13 protein-coding genes are annotated in these 17,731 nt (G+C 71.4%); 6 read left to right on the forward strand and 7 right to left on the reverse strand.

Going from position 1 to position 17,731, the window contains the following annotated elements:
- Nucleotides 1–62: 62 nt before the first annotated feature.
- On the reverse strand, nt 63–1,787 hold the full coding sequence (locus KBX26_RS23500; protein ID WP_374224323.1) for an alpha-keto acid decarboxylase family protein: 1,725 nt from the start codon (nt 1,785–1,787) through the stop codon (nt 63–65).
- Nucleotides 1,788–1,988: 201 nt separating this feature from the next.
- On the opposite strand from KBX26_RS23500, the gene KBX26_RS23505 reads away from it, so the two are divergent.
- Both KBX26_RS23505 and KBX26_RS23510 read left to right on the forward strand, forming a co-directional pair.
- Nucleotides 1,989–3,068, forward strand: coding sequence for a phosphotransferase family protein (locus KBX26_RS23505; protein WP_210866442.1), 1,080 nt, complete (start codon nt 1,989–1,991; stop codon nt 3,066–3,068).
- Nucleotides 3,068–4,288, forward strand: a complete 1,221-nt coding sequence (locus tag KBX26_RS23510) for an acyl-CoA dehydrogenase family protein (RefSeq protein WP_030336158.1) — start codon at nt 3,068–3,070, stop codon at nt 4,286–4,288. The genes KBX26_RS23505 and KBX26_RS23510 overlap by 1 nt, the downstream gene beginning before the upstream one ends.
- A gap of 391 nt (nt 4,289–4,679) precedes the next feature.
- Here the strand turns inward: KBX26_RS23510 and KBX26_RS23515 are convergent, their stop codons facing one another.
- The 6 genes from KBX26_RS23515 to KBX26_RS23540 form a co-directional block, all read right to left on the reverse strand.
- Nucleotides 4,680–5,726: a LacI family DNA-binding transcriptional regulator gene (locus KBX26_RS23515; RefSeq protein ID WP_210866443.1), complete on the reverse strand. Its 1,047-nt coding sequence runs from the start codon at nt 5,724–5,726 to the stop codon at nt 4,680–4,682.
- 82 nt (nt 5,727–5,808) lie between these two features.
- Nucleotides 5,809–7,230 (reverse strand): GH1 family beta-glucosidase, encoded by a 1,422-nt coding sequence (locus KBX26_RS23520; protein ID WP_030336162.1) that lies wholly within the window; start codon nt 7,228–7,230, stop codon nt 5,809–5,811.
- Nucleotides 7,227–8,069 carry a carbohydrate ABC transporter permease gene (locus KBX26_RS23525; RefSeq protein ID WP_030336164.1) on the reverse strand — a complete coding sequence of 281 codons (843 nt, stop codon included), beginning with the start codon at nt 8,067–8,069 and terminating at the stop codon, nt 7,227–7,229. The genes KBX26_RS23520 and KBX26_RS23525 overlap by 4 nt, the downstream gene beginning before the upstream one ends.
- 10 nt (nt 8,070–8,079) lie before the next feature.
- The gene (locus tag KBX26_RS23530) at nt 8,080–9,051 is read right to left on the reverse strand and encodes a carbohydrate ABC transporter permease (RefSeq protein WP_210858043.1); all 972 of its coding nucleotides are present in this window, start codon (nt 9,049–9,051) and stop codon (nt 8,080–8,082) included.
- A 109-nt stretch (nt 9,052–9,160) separates the two neighbouring features.
- Nucleotides 9,161–10,450, reverse strand: coding sequence for an ABC transporter substrate-binding protein (locus KBX26_RS23535; RefSeq protein ID WP_210866444.1), 1,290 nt, complete (start codon nt 10,448–10,450; stop codon nt 9,161–9,163).
- 225 nt (nt 10,451–10,675) lie between these two features.
- The gene (locus KBX26_RS23540; protein WP_030336170.1) at nt 10,676–11,239 is read right to left on the reverse strand and encodes a plasmid pRiA4b ORF-3 family protein; all 564 of its coding nucleotides are present in this window, start codon (nt 11,237–11,239) and stop codon (nt 10,676–10,678) included.
- 150 nt (nt 11,240–11,389) lie between these two features.
- On the opposite strand from KBX26_RS23540, the gene KBX26_RS23545 reads away from it, so the two are divergent.
- The 4 genes from KBX26_RS23545 to KBX26_RS23560 all read left to right on the forward strand — a co-directional run bounded on the left by KBX26_RS23545 (nt 11,390) and on the right by KBX26_RS23560 (nt 17,727).
- Complete coding sequence (locus KBX26_RS23545) at nt 11,390–12,136, forward strand: pyrimidine reductase family protein (RefSeq protein ID WP_030336171.1); 747 nt, start codon at nt 11,390–11,392, stop codon at nt 12,134–12,136.
- A gap of 199 nt (nt 12,137–12,335) precedes the next feature.
- Nucleotides 12,336–14,090 carry an ATP-binding protein gene (locus KBX26_RS23550; RefSeq protein ID WP_030336172.1) on the forward strand — a complete coding sequence of 585 codons (1,755 nt, stop codon included), beginning with the start codon at nt 12,336–12,338 and terminating at the stop codon, nt 14,088–14,090.
- 14 nt (nt 14,091–14,104) lie between these two features.
- Nucleotides 14,105–15,253, forward strand: a complete 1,149-nt coding sequence (locus tag KBX26_RS23555) for an exonuclease SbcCD subunit D (protein ID WP_210866445.1) — start codon at nt 14,105–14,107, stop codon at nt 15,251–15,253.
- Entirely contained in the window at nt 15,253–17,727 is a 2,475-nt protein-coding gene (locus KBX26_RS23560) for an AAA family ATPase (RefSeq protein ID WP_210866446.1), read from the forward strand. The genes KBX26_RS23555 and KBX26_RS23560 overlap by 1 nt, the downstream gene beginning before the upstream one ends.
- The last annotated feature ends 4 nt before the right edge of the window (nt 17,728–17,731 follow it).

A 17,731-nucleotide genomic window follows, 5' to 3' on the forward strand; every position in this document is an offset into this window, starting at 1 on the left:
CAGGGGCATGTCCCGAGCGGAAATTTGCGGGTTGACGGCCGGCGAAGGGCCCGGCCGGGGCGCTACGGCAGCCCACCCAGGGGCAGGACCGGCGTGGAGGCGAGCTGCGCGTGGTAGTCGGCGGCGGACGTCTCCCGACCCCACTGCGGCATTCCGGTGGGCAGGTCCAGTGGGTCGGTCTCCACCTCGATGAGTGTCAGCTGGGCCGGCCGTCCGTCGATGCCGGCCAGGATGGTCGCGAGTTCACCCTCGGTACGGGCCACGTGGGCGGTGAAGCCCTGCTCCCGTGCGAACACGGCGGGCAGTTCGGTGTACCGCCAGTTGTCGATGTCGTTGTACGGCTGGTGCCGCCCGTCGACGGCCCGTTCGACCGTGTAACCGCCGTTGTTGACCACGATGATGACCGGACGTTGGTTCGTGGCGAGCATCCGGCTGATCTCCTGCACTGTCAGTTGGAGAGATCCGTCGCCGGTCACGAGCACCGTCCGTCGATCCGGTGCCGCCACCCCGGCACCGAAGGCGGCCGGGGTGGCGTAGCCGATCGAGCCCCAGATGGGCGGCCACACGACCGTGACGTCGGCGGGCAGTCGCATCGTCGCCGCGCCGAAGGACGGGGTGCCGGTCTCCGGAACGAAGATGTCCCCCTCACGCAGCATGCTCTGGATCGCCGGCCAGAGCCGGGCCTGTCGGATCGGTTCGTTGTTCGACGGGTCGAGTGCGGGCGGATCGGCCGCCAGCAGCGGCGCGCGTGACCACTGCGCCGTACGGTTCGGGGCGATCTCGTGCAGGCAGCGCAGCGCCGCCGGCAGGGCCACCGGGGCGAAGCGGGTGCCCGCGACGACTGCGGCGTCCCGGTGCAGGCTGATGACCCGGTCCACCGTGATGTCGGCGGTGAACAGGCCGTCCCAGTCGAAGAACGTGGTGCCCAGACAGACGAGCGCGTCCGCGCCCTCCACGACCGCGCGGACCTCGTCGACGCTGTCACCGCCGTTGTAGACGCCCACGTAGTGGGGGTCGGACTCGTCGAGCAGTCCACGTCCCAGCGACTGTGCGGCGACCGGCCAGTTCCGTTCGGCGGCCATAGCCGTGACGGCGGCGCCGAGGTGGAAGCGGATCGGCAGGTTCCCGACGAGCATGGCGGGCCGCTCGACACCGTCGAGCAGCCGCCGGGCGGCCGTGGCGAAGGCGTCGAGCTGCCCGGCCGCCACGACCGGCTCGGGGCGGGTGAACCGTCGCCCCGGCCGGGCGATTTCGGCGTGGGCCACGTCGCCGGGCATCCGGACGTAGACCGGACGCTGCTGCGACCAGCACTCGGTGAGCACCCGGTCGACCTCCCCCAGGGCGTTCTGCGGGGTCAGCGAGGTCTGGGCGACAGTCACCTCTCGCGCCACCCGTACCCAGTGGTCGAAATCGCCGTCGGCGAGCGAGTGGTGCATGGAGGTGTGCTGTCGCATGATCTCCTCGGTCGGACCGCCGACGATCGAGACGATGGGTACCGACTCCGCCATGGCCCCGGCCAGCGCGTTGACCGCCGACAGCTCACCGGGACCGAACGTCGTGAGGATCGCTCCGACGCCGGCGAGGCGGGCATACCCGTCGGCGCTGAAGCCGGCGTTGAGCTCGTTGCAGCTGCCGACCCACTCGATCCCGTCGAACGCCTCGATCTGGTCGAGGAAATCCATGTTGTAGTCGCCTGGCAACCCAAAGACATGGCGCACCCCGAGGTCGTAGAGCCGGCTGAGCAACAGCTCACCCACCGTCGTCGTGCCCCCGCTCGCCTTCACCACGATTGACCCCCGTCGCTCCGGGGGCCGCCTCCGCAGCCCACCATCAAGACCATATCGGGGCAATTGCCATGAAAGGCGTGGGTTGTTCCCCTTGAGACGCGCCCCGGCGGCGGCGCTGGCCCGCTTGGCCGAAGCCCTCCCGACGAGACGTGCGGTGAATCTGACCTTGACAACGTGAACGGGCTGCCATCAACTGGTCGGATGAGTGATCCGGCCGTCGATGCGTCGCGGCCGGAGGCCGTCCCCACCTCACCCGCGGGTCTGCCCCTGGACCGTCTCGCCGACCACCTGGCCAAGCACCGACCCGAGCTGCTCGTCGGGCCGTTGCGCGCCCAGCTGATCGCCGGCGGCAAGTCCAACCTCACCTACCTGCTGCGCCTCGGCGACCGCGAGGTAGTGCTGCGCCGCCCCCCGCTGGGGCACGTGCTGGCCACCGCGCACGACATGGGGCGCGAGTTCCGGGTCATCTCGGCGCTCGCGCCGACCGAGGTGCCGGTGCCGGGCGCGCTGCTGCTCTGCACCGACCCGGACGTCATCGGCGCACCGTTCTACCTGATGGAACGGATGCCCGGCGAGGTGTTCCGCACCCGCGCGCAGACCGACCCGCTGGGCGACGAACGACGCCACCACCTCGCCATGGCGATGATGGACACCCTCGCCGCGCTGCACAGCGTCGAACCGTCCGCCGTCGGGTTGGCTGACTTCGGCCGCCCCGAGGGCTACCTGGCCCGGCAGGTGCGCCGGTGGGCCGGTCAGCTCGACCGCTCCCGCAGCCGCCCGCTGGCCGGCATCGACGAGCTGCGTGACCTGCTCGCGGCGACCGCCCCGGAGGGTGCGAACGCCGGCCGGATCGTGCACGGCGACTACCGCCTCGACAACCTCCTCGCCTCGGCCGACCCCGTCGCCGTGCACGCGGTGCTCGACTGGGAGATGGCCACCCTCGGCGACCCCCTCGCCGACCTGGGGCTGCTGCTGACGTACTGGGACGTGCTCGGCGGCAGCGACACCGCCGAGGGCAACCCCGTCGCGGACGGGCTCGGCCCGCGCGCCGGCTTCCCCACCGGCAGCGAGCTGATCGACCGGTACGCCGGGCGCAGCGACGTCGACGTCGGACCACTGCACTGGCACGTGGCGCTGGGCTGTTTCAAACTCGCTGTCATCTGCGAGGGCATCCACTACCGCCACACGCTCGGGCAGACGCTCGGCGAGGGCTTCGACCGGATCGGCGAGATGGTGGCACCGCTGGTCGCACACGGGCTGACCGCCGCCAGGGAGCGGTGATGGACTTCTCATACGACAGCCGGACCGAGGAGCTGCGCGACGAGCTGACCCGGTTCCTGACCGAACACGTCTACCCGGCCGAGCCCGTGCACGCCGAGCAGGTGGCCGCCGGGGACCCGTGGTCGCGTACCCCGGTGTTGGCCGAGCTGAAGGCGGAGGCCCGCAAGCGCGGCCTGTGGAACCTCTTCCTGCCCGACCCGCGCTACGGCGCCGGCCTGACCAACCTCCAGTACGCTCCCCTGGCCGAGCTGACCGGGCGCAGCCCGCACCTCGCGCCCGAGGCGGTCAACTGCGCGGCACCGGACACCGGCAACATGGAGTTGCTGGCCGAGTTCGGCTCGGAGACGCAGCGGCAGCGCTGGCTGATGCCGCTGCTGGAGGGTGAGATCCGCTCGGCGTTCTGCATGACCGAGCCGGACGTCGCCTCCTCCGACGCCACCAACATCGCCACCCGGATCACCCGCGACGGCGACGAGTACGTGATCAACGGACGGAAGTGGTGGTCGTCGGGCGCGATGGACCCGCGCTGCGAGATCTTCATCGTGATGGGCAAGACCGACCCCACCGCGGACCGGCACCGCCAGCAGAGCATGGTGCTGGTCCCCCGGGACACCCCCGGTGTGACGGTGCGCCGGGGGATGACCGTCTTCGGCTACACCGACGGCTCCCACGGCGGGCACGCCGAGATCGACTTCACCGACGTCCGGGTGCCGGCGGAGAACCTGATCGGCGCCGAGGGCACCGGCTTCGCCATCGCGCAGGCCCGCCTCGGCCCGGGCCGCATCCACCACTGCATGCGACTGATCGGGATGGCCGAACGGGCACTGGAGCTGCTCTGCCGCCGGGCCAACGACCGGATCGCGTTCGGCCGGCCCCTGGCGGAGCAGGGCGTCGTGCGGGAGTGGATCGCCGAGTCCCGGGTCCGCATCGAGCAGGCCCGGCTGCTGGTGCTCAAGACGGCGTGGCTGATGGACACCGTCGGCAACAAGGGCGCGCACACCGAGATCCAGGCCATCAAGATCGGCACTCCGGCGATGGCGGAGTGGGTGATCGACAAGGCCATCCAGGGGTACGGCGGCGCCGGCGTCAGCCAGGACACCCCACTGGCCGCCCTCTGGGCGCAGACCCGCACCCTGCGCCTCGCCGACGGCCCCGACGAGGTCCACCGCAACTCCCTGGCCAAGCGCGAACTCCGCCGCTGGGCCCCCACCTCCGCCTGACCGCCGGGCACCAACCCTGCCCCACTCACCCGCCCCGCGCACGCCCACCGCGGCCCCGCACGCCGCACGCCCCGCCCGCACGCCCCGCCCAACCCGCCCGCACGCCCCGCGCAACCCGCCCGCACGCGCCGCACGCCCCGACACCTGAAGATCGCGCTCGATCCTGGATGTAGTGGTGTGCGGTCGCCGGGAGGCCACTCGATCCAGGATCGAGCACGATCTTGCCCTGTCGGCCTTCTTGATCATGAGGTTGGCGAGTCGAGATGCCGGGAATGTCCAGGCCAACCTCATGATCGACGCGGGGGGCGCTGTGCGGGGTGCGCGCTGTGCGGGGCGCGGGGTGCGCGCGGGGCGCGGGGTGCGCGCTGTGCGGGGTCCTGGGGGCGTGGGGTTAGGCGGAGGCTCGGTGGACCAGTTGAGTGTCCAGGAGGATGTGGGAGGCGGGTAGCTCCTCGCCACGGATCCGGGCCACCAGCAGGCGGGCCATCTGCCGGCCCATCTCCTCCACCGGCTGGAAAACGGTGGTCAGCGGCGGCTCCGCCTGACGGGCGATCGTCGCGTCGTCGAAGCCGATCACCGCGACGTCCCGTGGCACCCGCCGGCCGGCCTCGCGCAGGGTCCGCAGCGCGCCGAACGCCATCAGGTCGGAGGCGACGAACACCGCGTCCAGGTCCGGGCAGACGTCCAGCAGCCGACGCATGCCGGCCGCGCCGCTGCCCTCGCTGAAGTCGCCGTACGCGATCAGGTCGGGGTTGACGCTGGCCCCGGTGGCCTTGACCGCCTCGGTGTAGCCGGCCAACCGGGCCAGACCGGCGCCCATGTCCTGCGGACCGGCGATGGTGGCGACGCGTCGCCGCCCCTGCCCCGTCAGGTACTCCACCGCCTGCCGGGCCCCGCCAACGTTGTCCACGTCGACGAACCAGGCCGGTTGGGCGCCGGGTTGGAGCATCCGGGCGGGCCGACCGCCGAGCACGGCGGGCAGGCCGCGCTCCTCCAGCAGCGTCTGCAGCGGGTCGGAGTCGTGCAACGACAGCAGCAGGACGCCGTCGACGTGTTGGTTGGTGAGGTGGTGCTCGACCCGCTCCCGCTCCACCGGCGACTGGGCCATGGCCAGCCAGAGCTGCATCGGCGTCTCCAGCAGCCCGGAGCTGATCCCCCGCACGATCGAGGCGAAGAACGGCTCGGTGAAGACCCGCTCGCCGGATTCGGAGACCACCAGCGCGACCGAGTCGGTCCGCTGGGTGACGAGCGCGCGGGCGGCCCGGTTCGGCACGTACCCCAGCTCGGCGATGGCCTGTTGGACCGCGGCCCGGGCCTCCGGGCTGACCTGGGGCGAGCCGTTGACCACGCGGGAGACCGTGCCCCGACCGACGCCGGCACGCGCCGCGACCGCGTCGAGGGTCGGGCGCCCGAGCGACCGGGTGCGCTGCGTTGTCATCGTCTGCTCCTCCGACGGCGGGCGGACCCGGCGCCACCTGCGGGAGGTGGACGCCGGGGCCGTCCTGATGGCTGGCCCGAGCCTATTGTGCGGCCAGACCGTTGCGCCGGATCACCGAGGCGTACCACTTGGCGCTGGACTTGGGGGTGCGGACCTGGCTGTCGTAGTCGACGTGGATCATGCCAAACCGCTTGGTGTAACCCCAGGCCCATTCGAAATTATCCATCAACGACCAGGCAAAGTATCCCCGCAGCGGCACCCCGGCGTCGATCGCCTCGTGGGCGGCGCGCAGGTGGGCGTCGAAGTAGGCCAACCGATCGACGTCGTCGACCTGCCCGTCGACCACCGAGTCGACGAACGCGGAACCGTTCTCGGTGACGTACAACGGCAGCTCGGTGTAGCCGTGCACCCGACGCAGCGTCTCGGTCAGGCCCGGGGCGTCGATCTCCCAGCCCATGTCGGTGACCGGGACGCCGCGGCTGACGAACCGGACGTCCTCGCTGCCCGGCCAGCACGAGGGGGCCGGGTCGGCCGGGACGCCCTCGACCGGCGCGGCGACGACGTGCCGGCTGTAGTAGTTGACCCCGACCAGGTCCAACGGCGTGGAGATGGTCGCCAGGTCGCCGTCGCGCACGTGGTCGAAGTCGGTCACCGTGCTGAGGTCGGCAACCAGGTCCTCCGGGTACGACCCGCGCAGCAGCGGGTCCAGGAAGAACCGGTTGGCCAACCCGTCGATCCGCCGGGCGGCGTCGCGGTCGGCGGGGGTGTCGCTGGCCGGGTCGACCGGGTAGAGGTTGACGGTCACGCCCACCTCGGCGGTCGGCCGGGCGGCCCGCAGCGCCTGCACGGCCAAGCCGTGCCCGAGCATCAGGTGGTGACCGGCGCGCACCGCGTCCGCTCCGTTGGTGCGGCCGGGGGCGTGCACCCCGGAGCCGTAGCCGAGGAACGCCGAGCACCACGGCTCGTTCAGCGTGGTCCAGTAGCGCACCCGGTCGCCGAGCGCGTCGGCCATCACCGTCGTGTAGTCGGCGAAGCGGGCCGCGGTGTCCCGGGCCGGCCAGCCGCCGGCGTCCTCCAACGGCTGCGGCAGATCCCAGTGGTAGAGGGTGAGCCACGGCTCGATGCCGTTGGCCAACAGCTCGTCGACCAGCCGGCGGTAGAAGTCCAACCCCTGCGGGTTGACCGCGCCGCTGCCGGCGGGCTGCACCCGCGACCAGGAGACCGAGAAACGGTACGACTTCAGGCCCAGCTCGGCCATCAGCGCGACGTCCTCACCGAGGCGGTGGTAGTGGTCGCACGCCACGTCACCGGTGTGCCCGGCGACGACCCGGCCCTCGGTGTGGCTGAAGGTGTCCCAGATCGACGGGGCGCGGCCGTCCTCGGCCGCCGCCCCCTCGATCTGGTACGCCGCCGTCGCGGCCCCCCAGAGGAATCCGGGTGGAAAGGTCAGCCCCGGGCGCTCGTCGAGGACGTCGACGGCGGGTGGGCTGGCGGGGTTGCTCACGACTTGACGGCACCTTCCATGATCCCGCCAATGATCTGGCGGCCGAACACGAGGAAAACGATCACCAGGGGGATGGTGCCGATCGCCGTGGCGGCGAACACCTGGGAGTAGTCGGTGTAGTAGGCGTACGAGAGGAAGGAGAGCGAGACCTGCAGGGTCGGGTTCTCCGGGGTGAGGATGGCGTACGGCCAGAGGAACGAGTTCCAGGTCTCCATGAAGGTCAGCAGACCGAGGACGCCGGCGGCGGGCCGCAGCGCCGGCAGCACGATGCTCCAGTAGATCCGGAACGTGCTCGCCCCGTCGACCCGGCCGGCCTCGATCAGCTCGTCGGAGATCGCCTGGCTGGCGTACTGCCGCATCATGAACACGCCGAAGGCGGTGACCAGGAACGGCACGGTGACCGCGTAGAGGGTGTCGTACCACCCGAGGTCCTGCATCATGCCCCAGAGCGGGATGAGCCCCATCTGGGTCGGGATCATCATGGTGACGATGATCGCCAGCAGGAGGATGTTGCTGCCGCGGAACTTCAGCTTGGCGAAGGCGAACCCGGCCAGCGAACCGGTGAGCACCACCGAGACGGTGACCACCGAGGAGACGATGATCGAGTTCATCATGCCGGTGAGGAAGTTGGCGGCGTCGTTGTCGAGCACCCGCCCGAAGTTGTCACCGAACGCGCCGCCGGGAGTCAGCGGGGGTGGCACGTCGTTGATGTTGTCCAGGCTGCGGGTGCCGATCACCAGCATGTAGTAGAACGGGTAGATCGACAGCAGCGCCGCCAGGACGAGCGCCACGTAGGTCAGCGGGCTGGTGCGCCACAGGCGCTGGGAAGCCGAGATCATCGATCTCTCCTCACTTCGCCGAGCGGCGGACGAGTAGGAAGTTGAACAGCGACACCACGATGATGATCATGAAGATCGCCCAGGCCACCGCGGCTCCGTAGCCGGCGCTGTTCAGGTTCACGATGCCCATCTCGTACATGTACATTGCCAGCGTCTGGAACTCCCGCTGGTTGCCGCCGATGATGTTGCCGTTGCCGAAGAGCAGCGGCTCGGTGAAGAGCTGCATCCCGCCGATCGTGGACAGGATGACCACGAAGATGAAGGTGGGCTTGAGCATGGGCAGGGTGATCTGCCAGAACTGTCGCCACGGACTGGCGCCGTCGATCTCCGCGGCCTCGTAGAGGTCCTTCGGGATCGCCTGCATGCCGGCGAGCAGGATCAGGGTGTTGTACCCGGTCCACCGCCAGTTGACCATGGAGGAGATGGCCGTCCAGGAGCTCCACCTGTGCCCGTCCCAGTCGACCGGGTCGACACCGACGAAGCTGAGCAGCCAGTTGAACAGGCCGAACTCCCGCTGGAACAGCATCCCGAAGACGATCGCGACCGCTGCCACCGACACCACGTTCGGCATGAAGATGGCCATCCGGAAGAAGGTCTTGGCGCGCAGGAAGGTCCGGTTGAGCAGGTTCGCCAGGAAGAGGGCGAGCAACAACTGCGGGATGGTCGACAGGGCGAAGATGCCGAACGTGTTGACCAGCGCGTTCCAGAAGTACTCGTCGGACACCAGCCGGGTGTAGTTGTCGAAGCCGATGAACGTGTGCTCGCCGATCATGTCCCAGTCGTGCAGTGACATCCAGGCGGTGCGCAGCATCGGGTACAGCCCGAAGATGCCGAAGATCAGGAAGAACGGAGCGATGTAGAGGTACGGCGAGTACTTGACATCGAGGCGGTTGAGTAATCTCCCCCGGCGACGTCGCCGAGAGACGTCGGGAGAAGGCGGTGCTGCTGGCGACGGCCGTGCCGTCGTGGCCGACAGGCTCATGCGAATTTCCTTTTCCGGCGAGGCCCGGGGGCCCTCGCGCAGGGCGCTACGCGGAGGGGACCGGCCGGTGGCGTCCGGGAAGCCCCGAACGCCACCGGCAGGGAATCACTCAGAAGGCACCCTGAGTCTTTGCGTCCTTCGTGAACTGCTCCCAGGCCTTCGCCTTGTCGGCCTGCCCGTTCTCGAACGCCCGCAGAGCCGGCTCGAGCGCGTTCTCCTTGACCGCCTGGTGCTTCGGGCCCAGGTGGATCGGCTGGATCTTGGCGACGCTCTCACCGAAGATCTTGCCGGTCGGCGCGTTGCTGAAGTACTCGTTGGTGTAACCGAGGAACGCCTGGTCCTTCAGCGCCTCCAGGTTGGTCGGCAGCGGGCCCTTGAGCTTGAAGGCATCCACCTGGCTCTTGGCGTTGGTGAGGTACTCGGCGAGCTTCGCCGCCTCCTTCGGGTACTTGCTCTGCGCCGGAACCGCGAGCCACGAGCCACCCCAGTTACCGCCGCCGCCCGGCACGGACGCGACGTCCCACTTGCCCTTGTTGGCCGGACCGGAGTTGTCCGAGACGATGCCGAGCATCCAGGACGGGCAGAAGGTCGCCGCGAAGGTGCCCTGCTTGAAGCCACCCGACCACTCCGGCGACCAGGTGGACGCCTTGGCGGAGATGTCGGCCATCGACGTGGCGGTGTCCCAGGCGTTCTTCACCGCGGGGCTGGTGTCCGCGATGATGTTGTCTTCCTTGTCGTAGAACAGATCACCGTTGCCCTGGAAGAGCACACCGTTGGAGACGGCGGTGATCGAGTCGATGAACGCCTTGCCGCCGCTGCCCTGCTTGTACTTCAGACCGGCGTCGTGGAAACCCTTCCAGTCCGGCCAGAGCGCCGACACCTGGTCGCGCTCGGTGGGCAGGCCGGCCGCCTGGAACAGGTCCTTGCGGTAGCAGACGGCGAGGCTGCCGACGTCGGTCGGCAGGCCGATCAGCCGACCGTCCGGCGCCTTGCCGAGCTCCCACTTCCAGGGCAGGTACTCCTTCGAGTGGTCCCCCACCAGCGGCGCGAGGTCCTCCCAGTTGCGCGCGTTGGGCTTGAACTCGTTGAGGATGCCCTCTTCCAGCGCGGTGACGTCCGCCGCGCCCTTGCCGGTGGCCAGGTAGCGGACCAGCTTCGGCCGGTACTCACCGAGCTGCGCGGTCTTGCGCAGCTCGACCTTGATGCCGGTGTCCTTCTCGTACTGCTTGACAAGCTCGTCGTAGCCCATCTCGCCGAACGTGTCGACGACCAGCTTGGCCGGCTTCTCGCCGGCCGCCGGCTTCTCGTCGTCCTTGCCACAGGCCGCGAGACCGCTGATTGCGGTGATCGCGGCCAGGGCGGCGGCTGCCAGGCGGGTACGCCGCGTGGTGACACTCATGCGCTGACCCCTCTTTCCGGTGGTGAGGCTGGATGGGTGTGGTGGGGGGTGCCCGTCGCGCCAGGCCGGGGATTCGTGAGTGAGCCACGCCACCTCCGGGAGCGCTCCCATGAGATTGCCGGCGGGTAACGGGAGTGTCAATAGGGCGATGGGAGCGTTCCCAGATCGTTACCGCTGATCACTCGGGTAACAGGAGCCCCAGCGACACCTCCCGCAACTGGCGGTTCAGCAGAAGCGGCGCAGCAGCGTGGTTGCCCGGTCCGGGTCGAAGCCCGACGGGTCGAAGGCGGCACCCGCCCAGTCGCGCAGCATCGCGTGCCGGGAACTGACCAGGTCACCCGGGTCGGCCTGGGCGTCCAGCGCCTCCAGAAGCGCCTGATAGCCCACCGGCCCGCCGATGCCCTCCGGCGGGCAGGCCCGCTCGCCGGCCAGGCAGACCGGGTACCGCTCGTCCGGGTCGGCGGTCAGCGCGTCCTCCACGACCAGGTCGTGCTCCCACCAGTCGCCGAAGTCGTACGTGTAGGAGAACCGGCTGCCCTTGCCGAGCACCGCGTCGAGCCGCACGTCCAACTCGTCGTGCAGCGCCAACTCACCGTCCGGGTCGGGCTCGCCGTACTGCATCGCGTCGATCTCGAACGAGTGCAGGTGGCAGTCCCGCCAACCCATCGCGTGCTGCGCCACCCGGTGCAGCCGGTCCAGCGTGTAACCGGCCGGCACGAGCACCCGGCGCCACACCGGCGGCCGGGTCCCGGCGAGGGACATCTTCAGCTGGAAGATCTGACGCGGCATGCTGTCCTGTCCTCCCGCGGCTTAGGCTGCCAGCATGATCTGCCGAGCGTGCCGGGCCCGGCGACACGATGAGTGCCCGGGCCGGAACTGGTGCGACTGCCAGCACCGTACCGCCGAACCGACCCCTCCGGTCACCGGTCCGGCCGGCGAATGACCGTCAGAATTCCGATCCGACGGCTCTGGCCCGAGCCGTCGACGCAGCCACTCGACGACACCGAGCTGACCGCCCTCTACGGCCGCGCCGACCAGCCCCGGCTGCGAGTGAACTTCGTGACCAGCCTGGACGGTGCGGTCAGCGTGGACGGCTACTCCGCCGGGCTCTCCGGCGAGCCGGACAAGCGGGTGTTCGGCCTGCTGCGGATGGCCTGCGACGCCCTGGTGGTGGCCGCCGGCACGCTGCGCCACGAGGGATACCGGGCGGTCCGCCTCGACGAACGCCGCCGCGCCTGGCGTCAGGCCAACGGTCTGGCCGCGTACCCGACGCTGGTGGTCGTCTCCGGATCGCTGGACCTGGACCCGGCGCAGGCCGCGTTCGCCGACGCACCGACCCGTCCGGTGGTGCTCACCCACGCCGACGCCGACCCGCCGCCCGGGCTGACCGACGTCGCCGACGTGCTGCGCTGCGGCACCGGGCGCGTCGACCTGGCCGCCGGCCTCGCCGAGCTGCACGGACGCGGGCTCACCCAACTGCTCTGCGAGGGCGGCCCACACCTGTTCGGCGCGCTCACCGCCGCCGACCTGGTCGACGAACTGTGCCTCACCGTCTCGCCGCTGCTCGCCGGGCCCGGCCCCGGCCGGATCACCGCCGGCGACGTCACCGCGCCCCGGCACCTACCGTTGCGGCACGTGCTCGCCACCGAGGACGGCGTCCTGATGCTCCGCCACGCCCGCCAGTAGCTCCCTACACCGGCGGCCAGGACTCGCGCGGCACCCGACACGCTCGCGCCCACCTGGTGCGCTCGGTCGAACACCCAGCGTCATGAGTGTGACGGGGCATGGTGTCGTCCGCCGCGTCGCGTGGCGACCTGTCGTACTCCTCGGGCACTATGCACGTCATGCGCGCCGACCGTGATGCCCGAGCGACAGGGGTCGCCCGATGACCGACGCCGACCTCGACAGCCCGGGCGAGGCGGTCGGGCGGGTGCTGGGCACCGCCGACGCCACCCCGTTGCAGTTCTGGACGGCCGTGGCGCCCGGCAGCTACCTGCAGCTCGACGACGTGGTGGTCACCCGACGCGACCTGCCCGACCGCGAGCCGGTGACGATCGCCGGGGTGGTCACCCAGGTCCGCGCCCGGCACGAGGGCGCCCAGTTCGACTCCGACGTGTTCGCCATCGCCGACGGCACACTGCCGGCGATGGTGCAGGAGGCGGCCGAAATCACCACCACCCGGGTCGACCCGGAGCTCTACGTGCCGCCCACGCCGGGGGCCGTTGTGCACCGGGCCGAGGGCGACGCGCGGGCGCGCGCGCTGCACTTCGACCGGATGGAGCGGCGCATCCCGATGGGCATGGGTCGCGACGGGGTGCCGGTCTACCTCAACGCCGACTTCCTCGACGGCAGCCGGGGCGCGCACGTCTCCATCTCCGGCATCTCCGGGGTGGCCACCAAGACCAGCTTCGCCACCTTCCTGCTCTACTCGGTGTTCCGCTCCGGGGTGCTGGGCGGCGACGCGGTCAACGCCAAGGCGCTGATCTTCAACGTCAAGGGTGAGGACCTTCTCTTCCTGGACCACCCCAACACCCGCCTCGACGAGCCCACCCGCGCGGCGTACGCGAAGCTCGGGTTGAGCGCGGGTGCCTTCCCCGACGTGCGGGTCTACGCCCCACCACGGGTCGGTGACGCGGCCGGCACGCCGGATGTGAGCAGCCGGCTCACCGGCGTCGACAGCTTCTACTGGACGCTGAGCGAGTTCTGCACCGACCGCCTGCTGCCGTACGTGTTCGCCGACGCCGACGACGAGCGCCAGCAGTACACGATGGTGGTTCACTCGGTGGCCGCGCACCTGGCCCGCTACGCCCAGCCCGCCGACGGCGGGGTGAGCATCGACGGGGTTCGGCTCGGCTCGTACGGCGACCTGGTCGACCACATCGTCGACCAGCTCAACGACGACGAGACCCGCTCCGACTGGGCGGGCAGCGCGGTGGGGCTGGGCACCGTCAACGCGTTCGCCCGGCGGTTGATCGGCAGTAAGAAGGACCTGGCCCGGCTGATCCGTGGTGACCTCGCGGCCCGCCGCCCGCACTCGATCAACACCAGCGAGTCGGCGCAGGTCACCGTGGTCGACCTGCACAACCTGCCGGACCGGGCGCAGCGGTTCGTGGTCGGTGTGACGCTGAAGAGCGAGTTCGAGCGCAAGGAGAAGTCCGGCACGGCCAAGCCGCTGCTGTTCGTGGTCCTCGACGAGCTCAACAAGTACGCCCCCCGGGAGGGCTCCTCCCCCATCAAGGAGGTGCTGCTCGACATCGCCGAGCGGGGCCGCTCGCTCGGGGTGATCCTGATCGGCGCGCAGCAGACGGCGAGCGAGGTGGAGCGGCGGATCGTCACCAACTCGGCGATCCGGGTGGTCGGCCGGCTCGACCCGGCCGAGGCGTCCCGCCCGGAATACGGCTTCCTGCCGCCCGCGCAGCGCCAGCGGGCGTTGCTGGCCAAGCCGGGCACCATGTTCGTCAACCAGCCGGACATTCCGGTTCCGCTCTGCCTGGAGTTTCCGTTCCCGGCCTGGGCCACCCGGGTCTCCGAGGCGGGCCGGGCACCATCGGAGACGCTGCGCTCGATCACCCAGTCCGCCGACCCGTTCGCCGTGGTGGGCTCCGGCGGCGGCACCACCGACGACGACATCCCGTTCTAGGGGGCCGGCAAGCCATGAAGATCCTGCACACCTCCGACTGGCATGTGGGCAAGGTGCTCAAGGGGCAGTCCCGGGCCGACGAGCACAAGGCGGTGCTGGCCGGGGTGATCGAGATCGCCAATGCCGAGCGGCCGGATCTGGTGATCGTCGCCGGTGACCTCTACGACACCGCCGCGCCCAGTTCGGAGGCGACCCGCCTGGTCACCCGGGCGTTGACGGCGCTGCGGCGGACCGGCGCGGACGTGGTGGCGATCGGCGGTAACCACGACAACGGCCCCGCACTGGACGCGCTGCGCCCGTGGGCCGACGCCGCCGGCATCACGCTGCGCGGCGGGGTACGCGAAAATCCGGACGAGCACATCATCGACGGCACCACCGCCGGTGGCGAGCGGTGGCGGCTGGCCGCGTTGCCGTTCCTGTCCCAGCGGTACGCGGTGCGCGCGTTGGAGATGTACGAGCTGACCGCCGCGGAGACCAACCAGACGTACGCCGACCACCTGGGCCGGGTGCTGGGGCGACTGACCGAGGGATTCACCGAGCCGGACCGGGTGCACCTGGTCAGCGCGCACCTGACGGTGACCGGCGCGGCCACCGGCGGCGGCGAGCGCGACGCGCACACGGTGCTGGGTTACGCGGTGCCGGCCACCGTCTTCCCGGCCACCGCGCACTACGTGGCGCTGGGTCACCTGCACCGGGCGCAGCGGGTCGCCGGCCCCTGCCCGGTGCGATACAGCGGCAGCCCGCTCGCTGTCGACTTTGGGGAGCAGGAGAACGTCCCCTCGGTGACGATTGTCGAGGTGACGGCCAGCACCGCAGCCCGGGTGCGGGAGGTGCCGGTGACGGCGGCGAGCGCGCTGCGGACGGTGCGCGGCACCCTGGCCCAGCTCGCCGAGATCGAGGCGCCGGACGCGTGGCTGCGGGTGTACGTGCGGGAGCAACCGCGTGCCGGCCTGCGCGAGGAGGTCCAGGAGCTGCTCCCCCGGGCCCTGGAGATCCGGATCGACCCGGAGCTGGTGGCCGCGCCGGGCAGTGGCACGCGCATCGCCCAGCGCTCGGGGCGTTCGCCCCGGGAGTTGTTCGCCGACTACCTGGACAGCCGGGGCCACGCCGACGAGGGTGTCCGGGAGCTCTTCGACGAGCTTTTCGAGGAGGTCGAGCACTGATGCGTCCGATGCGCTTGGACATGGCCGGGTTCACGGTCTTCCGGGACGAGACCACTGTCGACTTCACCGACGCCGACTTCTTCGCGCTGATCGGCCCGACCGGTTCCGGTAAGTCCACTGTGTTGGACGCGATCTGCTTCGCCCTGTACGGCATGGTGCCCCGGTGGGGCGGCGCCCGGGGGTTGGCCAACGCGCTCGCCCCGTCGGCGACCGAGGCGCGGGTGCGGTTGGTCTTCGAGTCCGGCGGTGCCCGGTACGTGGCGACCCGGGTGGTCCGCCGGGACGGCCGGGGCAACGTGAAGACCGCCAACGCCGGGTTGCAGCTGATGCCGGCCGGCTTCGACGTGACCAAACTGGACACCGGTCTGAGCCCGGACGACCTCGGCGAGGTGGTGGCCGGCACTCCCGCCGAGATGGAGCAGGCGGTGCTGGAGGCGGTCGGGCTGCCGTACGAGCAGTTCACCAGCTGTGTGGTGCTGCCACAGGGGCAGTTCGCCGACTTCCTGCACGCCAAGCCGGCGACGCGGCAGCAGATCCTGGTCAACCTGCTGGGCCTCGGCGTCTACGAGGACGTGCAGAAGAAGGCGACGGCGCGCGCCGCGCAGGCGGAGGCCCGGTTGGAGGCGGTCGACCAGGTGCTCGCCGGGTTGACCGGCGTGGACGACGAGGCGTTGGCCGAGGCCGACGCCCGGGTCGACCGGATGACCGAGCTGGCGGCCGCGGTGGCCGAGGCGGTGCCGGAGTTGGCGGCGGCGCGGGTCACCGCACGGGAGGCCGCGGCGGCGCTGACCGCCCTGGACGACGAGCTGACAGTGCTGACGGGGGTGCGGGCGCCGGGTGGGGTGAGCGCTGTCGCTCGCGCGGTCACCGCGGCGCGGGCCGAGGCGGAGGCGGCGGCGACCGGGGTGTCGCTGGCCGAGGAGCGGGAGGAGAAGCTGCGCGGCGAGCTGGCCGCCGCCGGTGACGAGAGCGCGCTGCGACTGCAACTGCGGGCGTACGACGATCGGGACCGGCTGGCCGGCGAGGCCGACACGGTCCGCGAGGCGGTGCGCACGGCGCACGACGAGCACACCACGGCGGTGGCGGCGCTGGTCGACGCCCGCGCGGTCGCCGAGCGGGCCGACGCGGACCTGGAGGCGGCCTTCCGGGCGCACGAGGAGGCGAAGGCCACCGACCTGGCGGTCAGCCTGCGGGTGCACCTGCATGCGGGGGCAACGTGCCCGGTGTGCGAGCAGCCGGTGGCCGAGGTGCCGGCGGTGCCGGCCGATTCGGCGGTGGCCGCCGCGACGGCGGCCGGCAAGGCCGCGCGGGCCGCGACCAAGGCCGCGCAGGAGACGGTGCGGCAGCGGGACGCGGCGGCGCGTGAGCTGGAGCGGCTGCTGGTGCAGGCGCGGGCCCGGCAGGAGCAGCTGGAGGCCCGGCTGGCCGAGCTGGACGGGCAGCTTTCCGGGGCTGCCGAGCCGGCCGTGCTGCGCCGGGAGTTGGCCGAGCACGCCCGGTTGCGGCGCGCACTGGACGAGGCGGCGACGGCGGTCCGGGCCGGCCGCGAGACCGCTCGCCAGGCCCGGGCCGCTGTGGATGCCGCCGAGGAGCGGCTGCGGGCGGCGTGGCGGGCCTTCGACACCGCCCGGGACGGGTTGGCCCGGTTCGGTCCCCCGGCGACCGACCGGGACGATGTGGCCGCCGCCTGGTCGACGCTGACCGGTTGGGCGACCAGCGAGGCGGACCGCCGCCGCGCCGACCGGGACGGTCGGGCCGCTGCCGTGGCGGCGGCCGAGTCGGTGGCCGACGGGGTGCAACGGGCCATCGCGGCCATCTTCGCCGACGCCGACGTGCCGGTGGGGGACGATCCGGTGCACGCGGCGACGGTGGCGGTGGAGCGGGCCGACGCCGACCGGCGGCGGCTGCACGAGCGTCGCGAGCAGGCCGGTGCGTTGCGCGAGCAGCGGGCGGGGCACGAGCGGGAGGCGCAGGTGGCGCGCGCGCTCGCCGGGCACCTGCGGGCCAACAACTTCGAGCGGTGGTTGCTGGCCGAGGCGTTGGACCTGCTGGTCGACGGTGCGTCGGGGATTCTGCGGGAGTTGTCCAACGGGCAGTACGAGCTGGTGCACGACAAGGGTGAGTTCGTCGTCGTCGACCACCACGACGCCGGGCTGCGTCGGGGGGTGCGCACCCTCTCCGGCGGTGAGACGTTCCAGGCGTCGCTGGCGTTGGCGTTGGCGCTCTCCGAACAGTTGGCCGGGATGTCCACCACGGCGGCGAGCCTGGAGTCGATCGTCCTGGACGAGGGTTTCGGCACCCTCGACGCCGCCACGCTGGACACGGTGGCGGCGACCCTGGAGAACCTGGCGGCCCGGGGCGATCGGATGGTCGGCGTGGTCACCCACGTGCCGGCGTTGGCCGAGCGGATCCCGGTCCGCTTCGAGGTGCGCAAGGACGCCCGCTCCGCCCGGGTGGAACGGACCGGCCGGTGAGCGC

It is taken from the genome of Micromonospora sp. C97 (genome assembly GCF_018070385.1).
GTDB classification, from domain to species: Bacteria; Actinomycetota; Actinomycetes; order Mycobacteriales; family Micromonosporaceae; genus Micromonospora; species Micromonospora parva.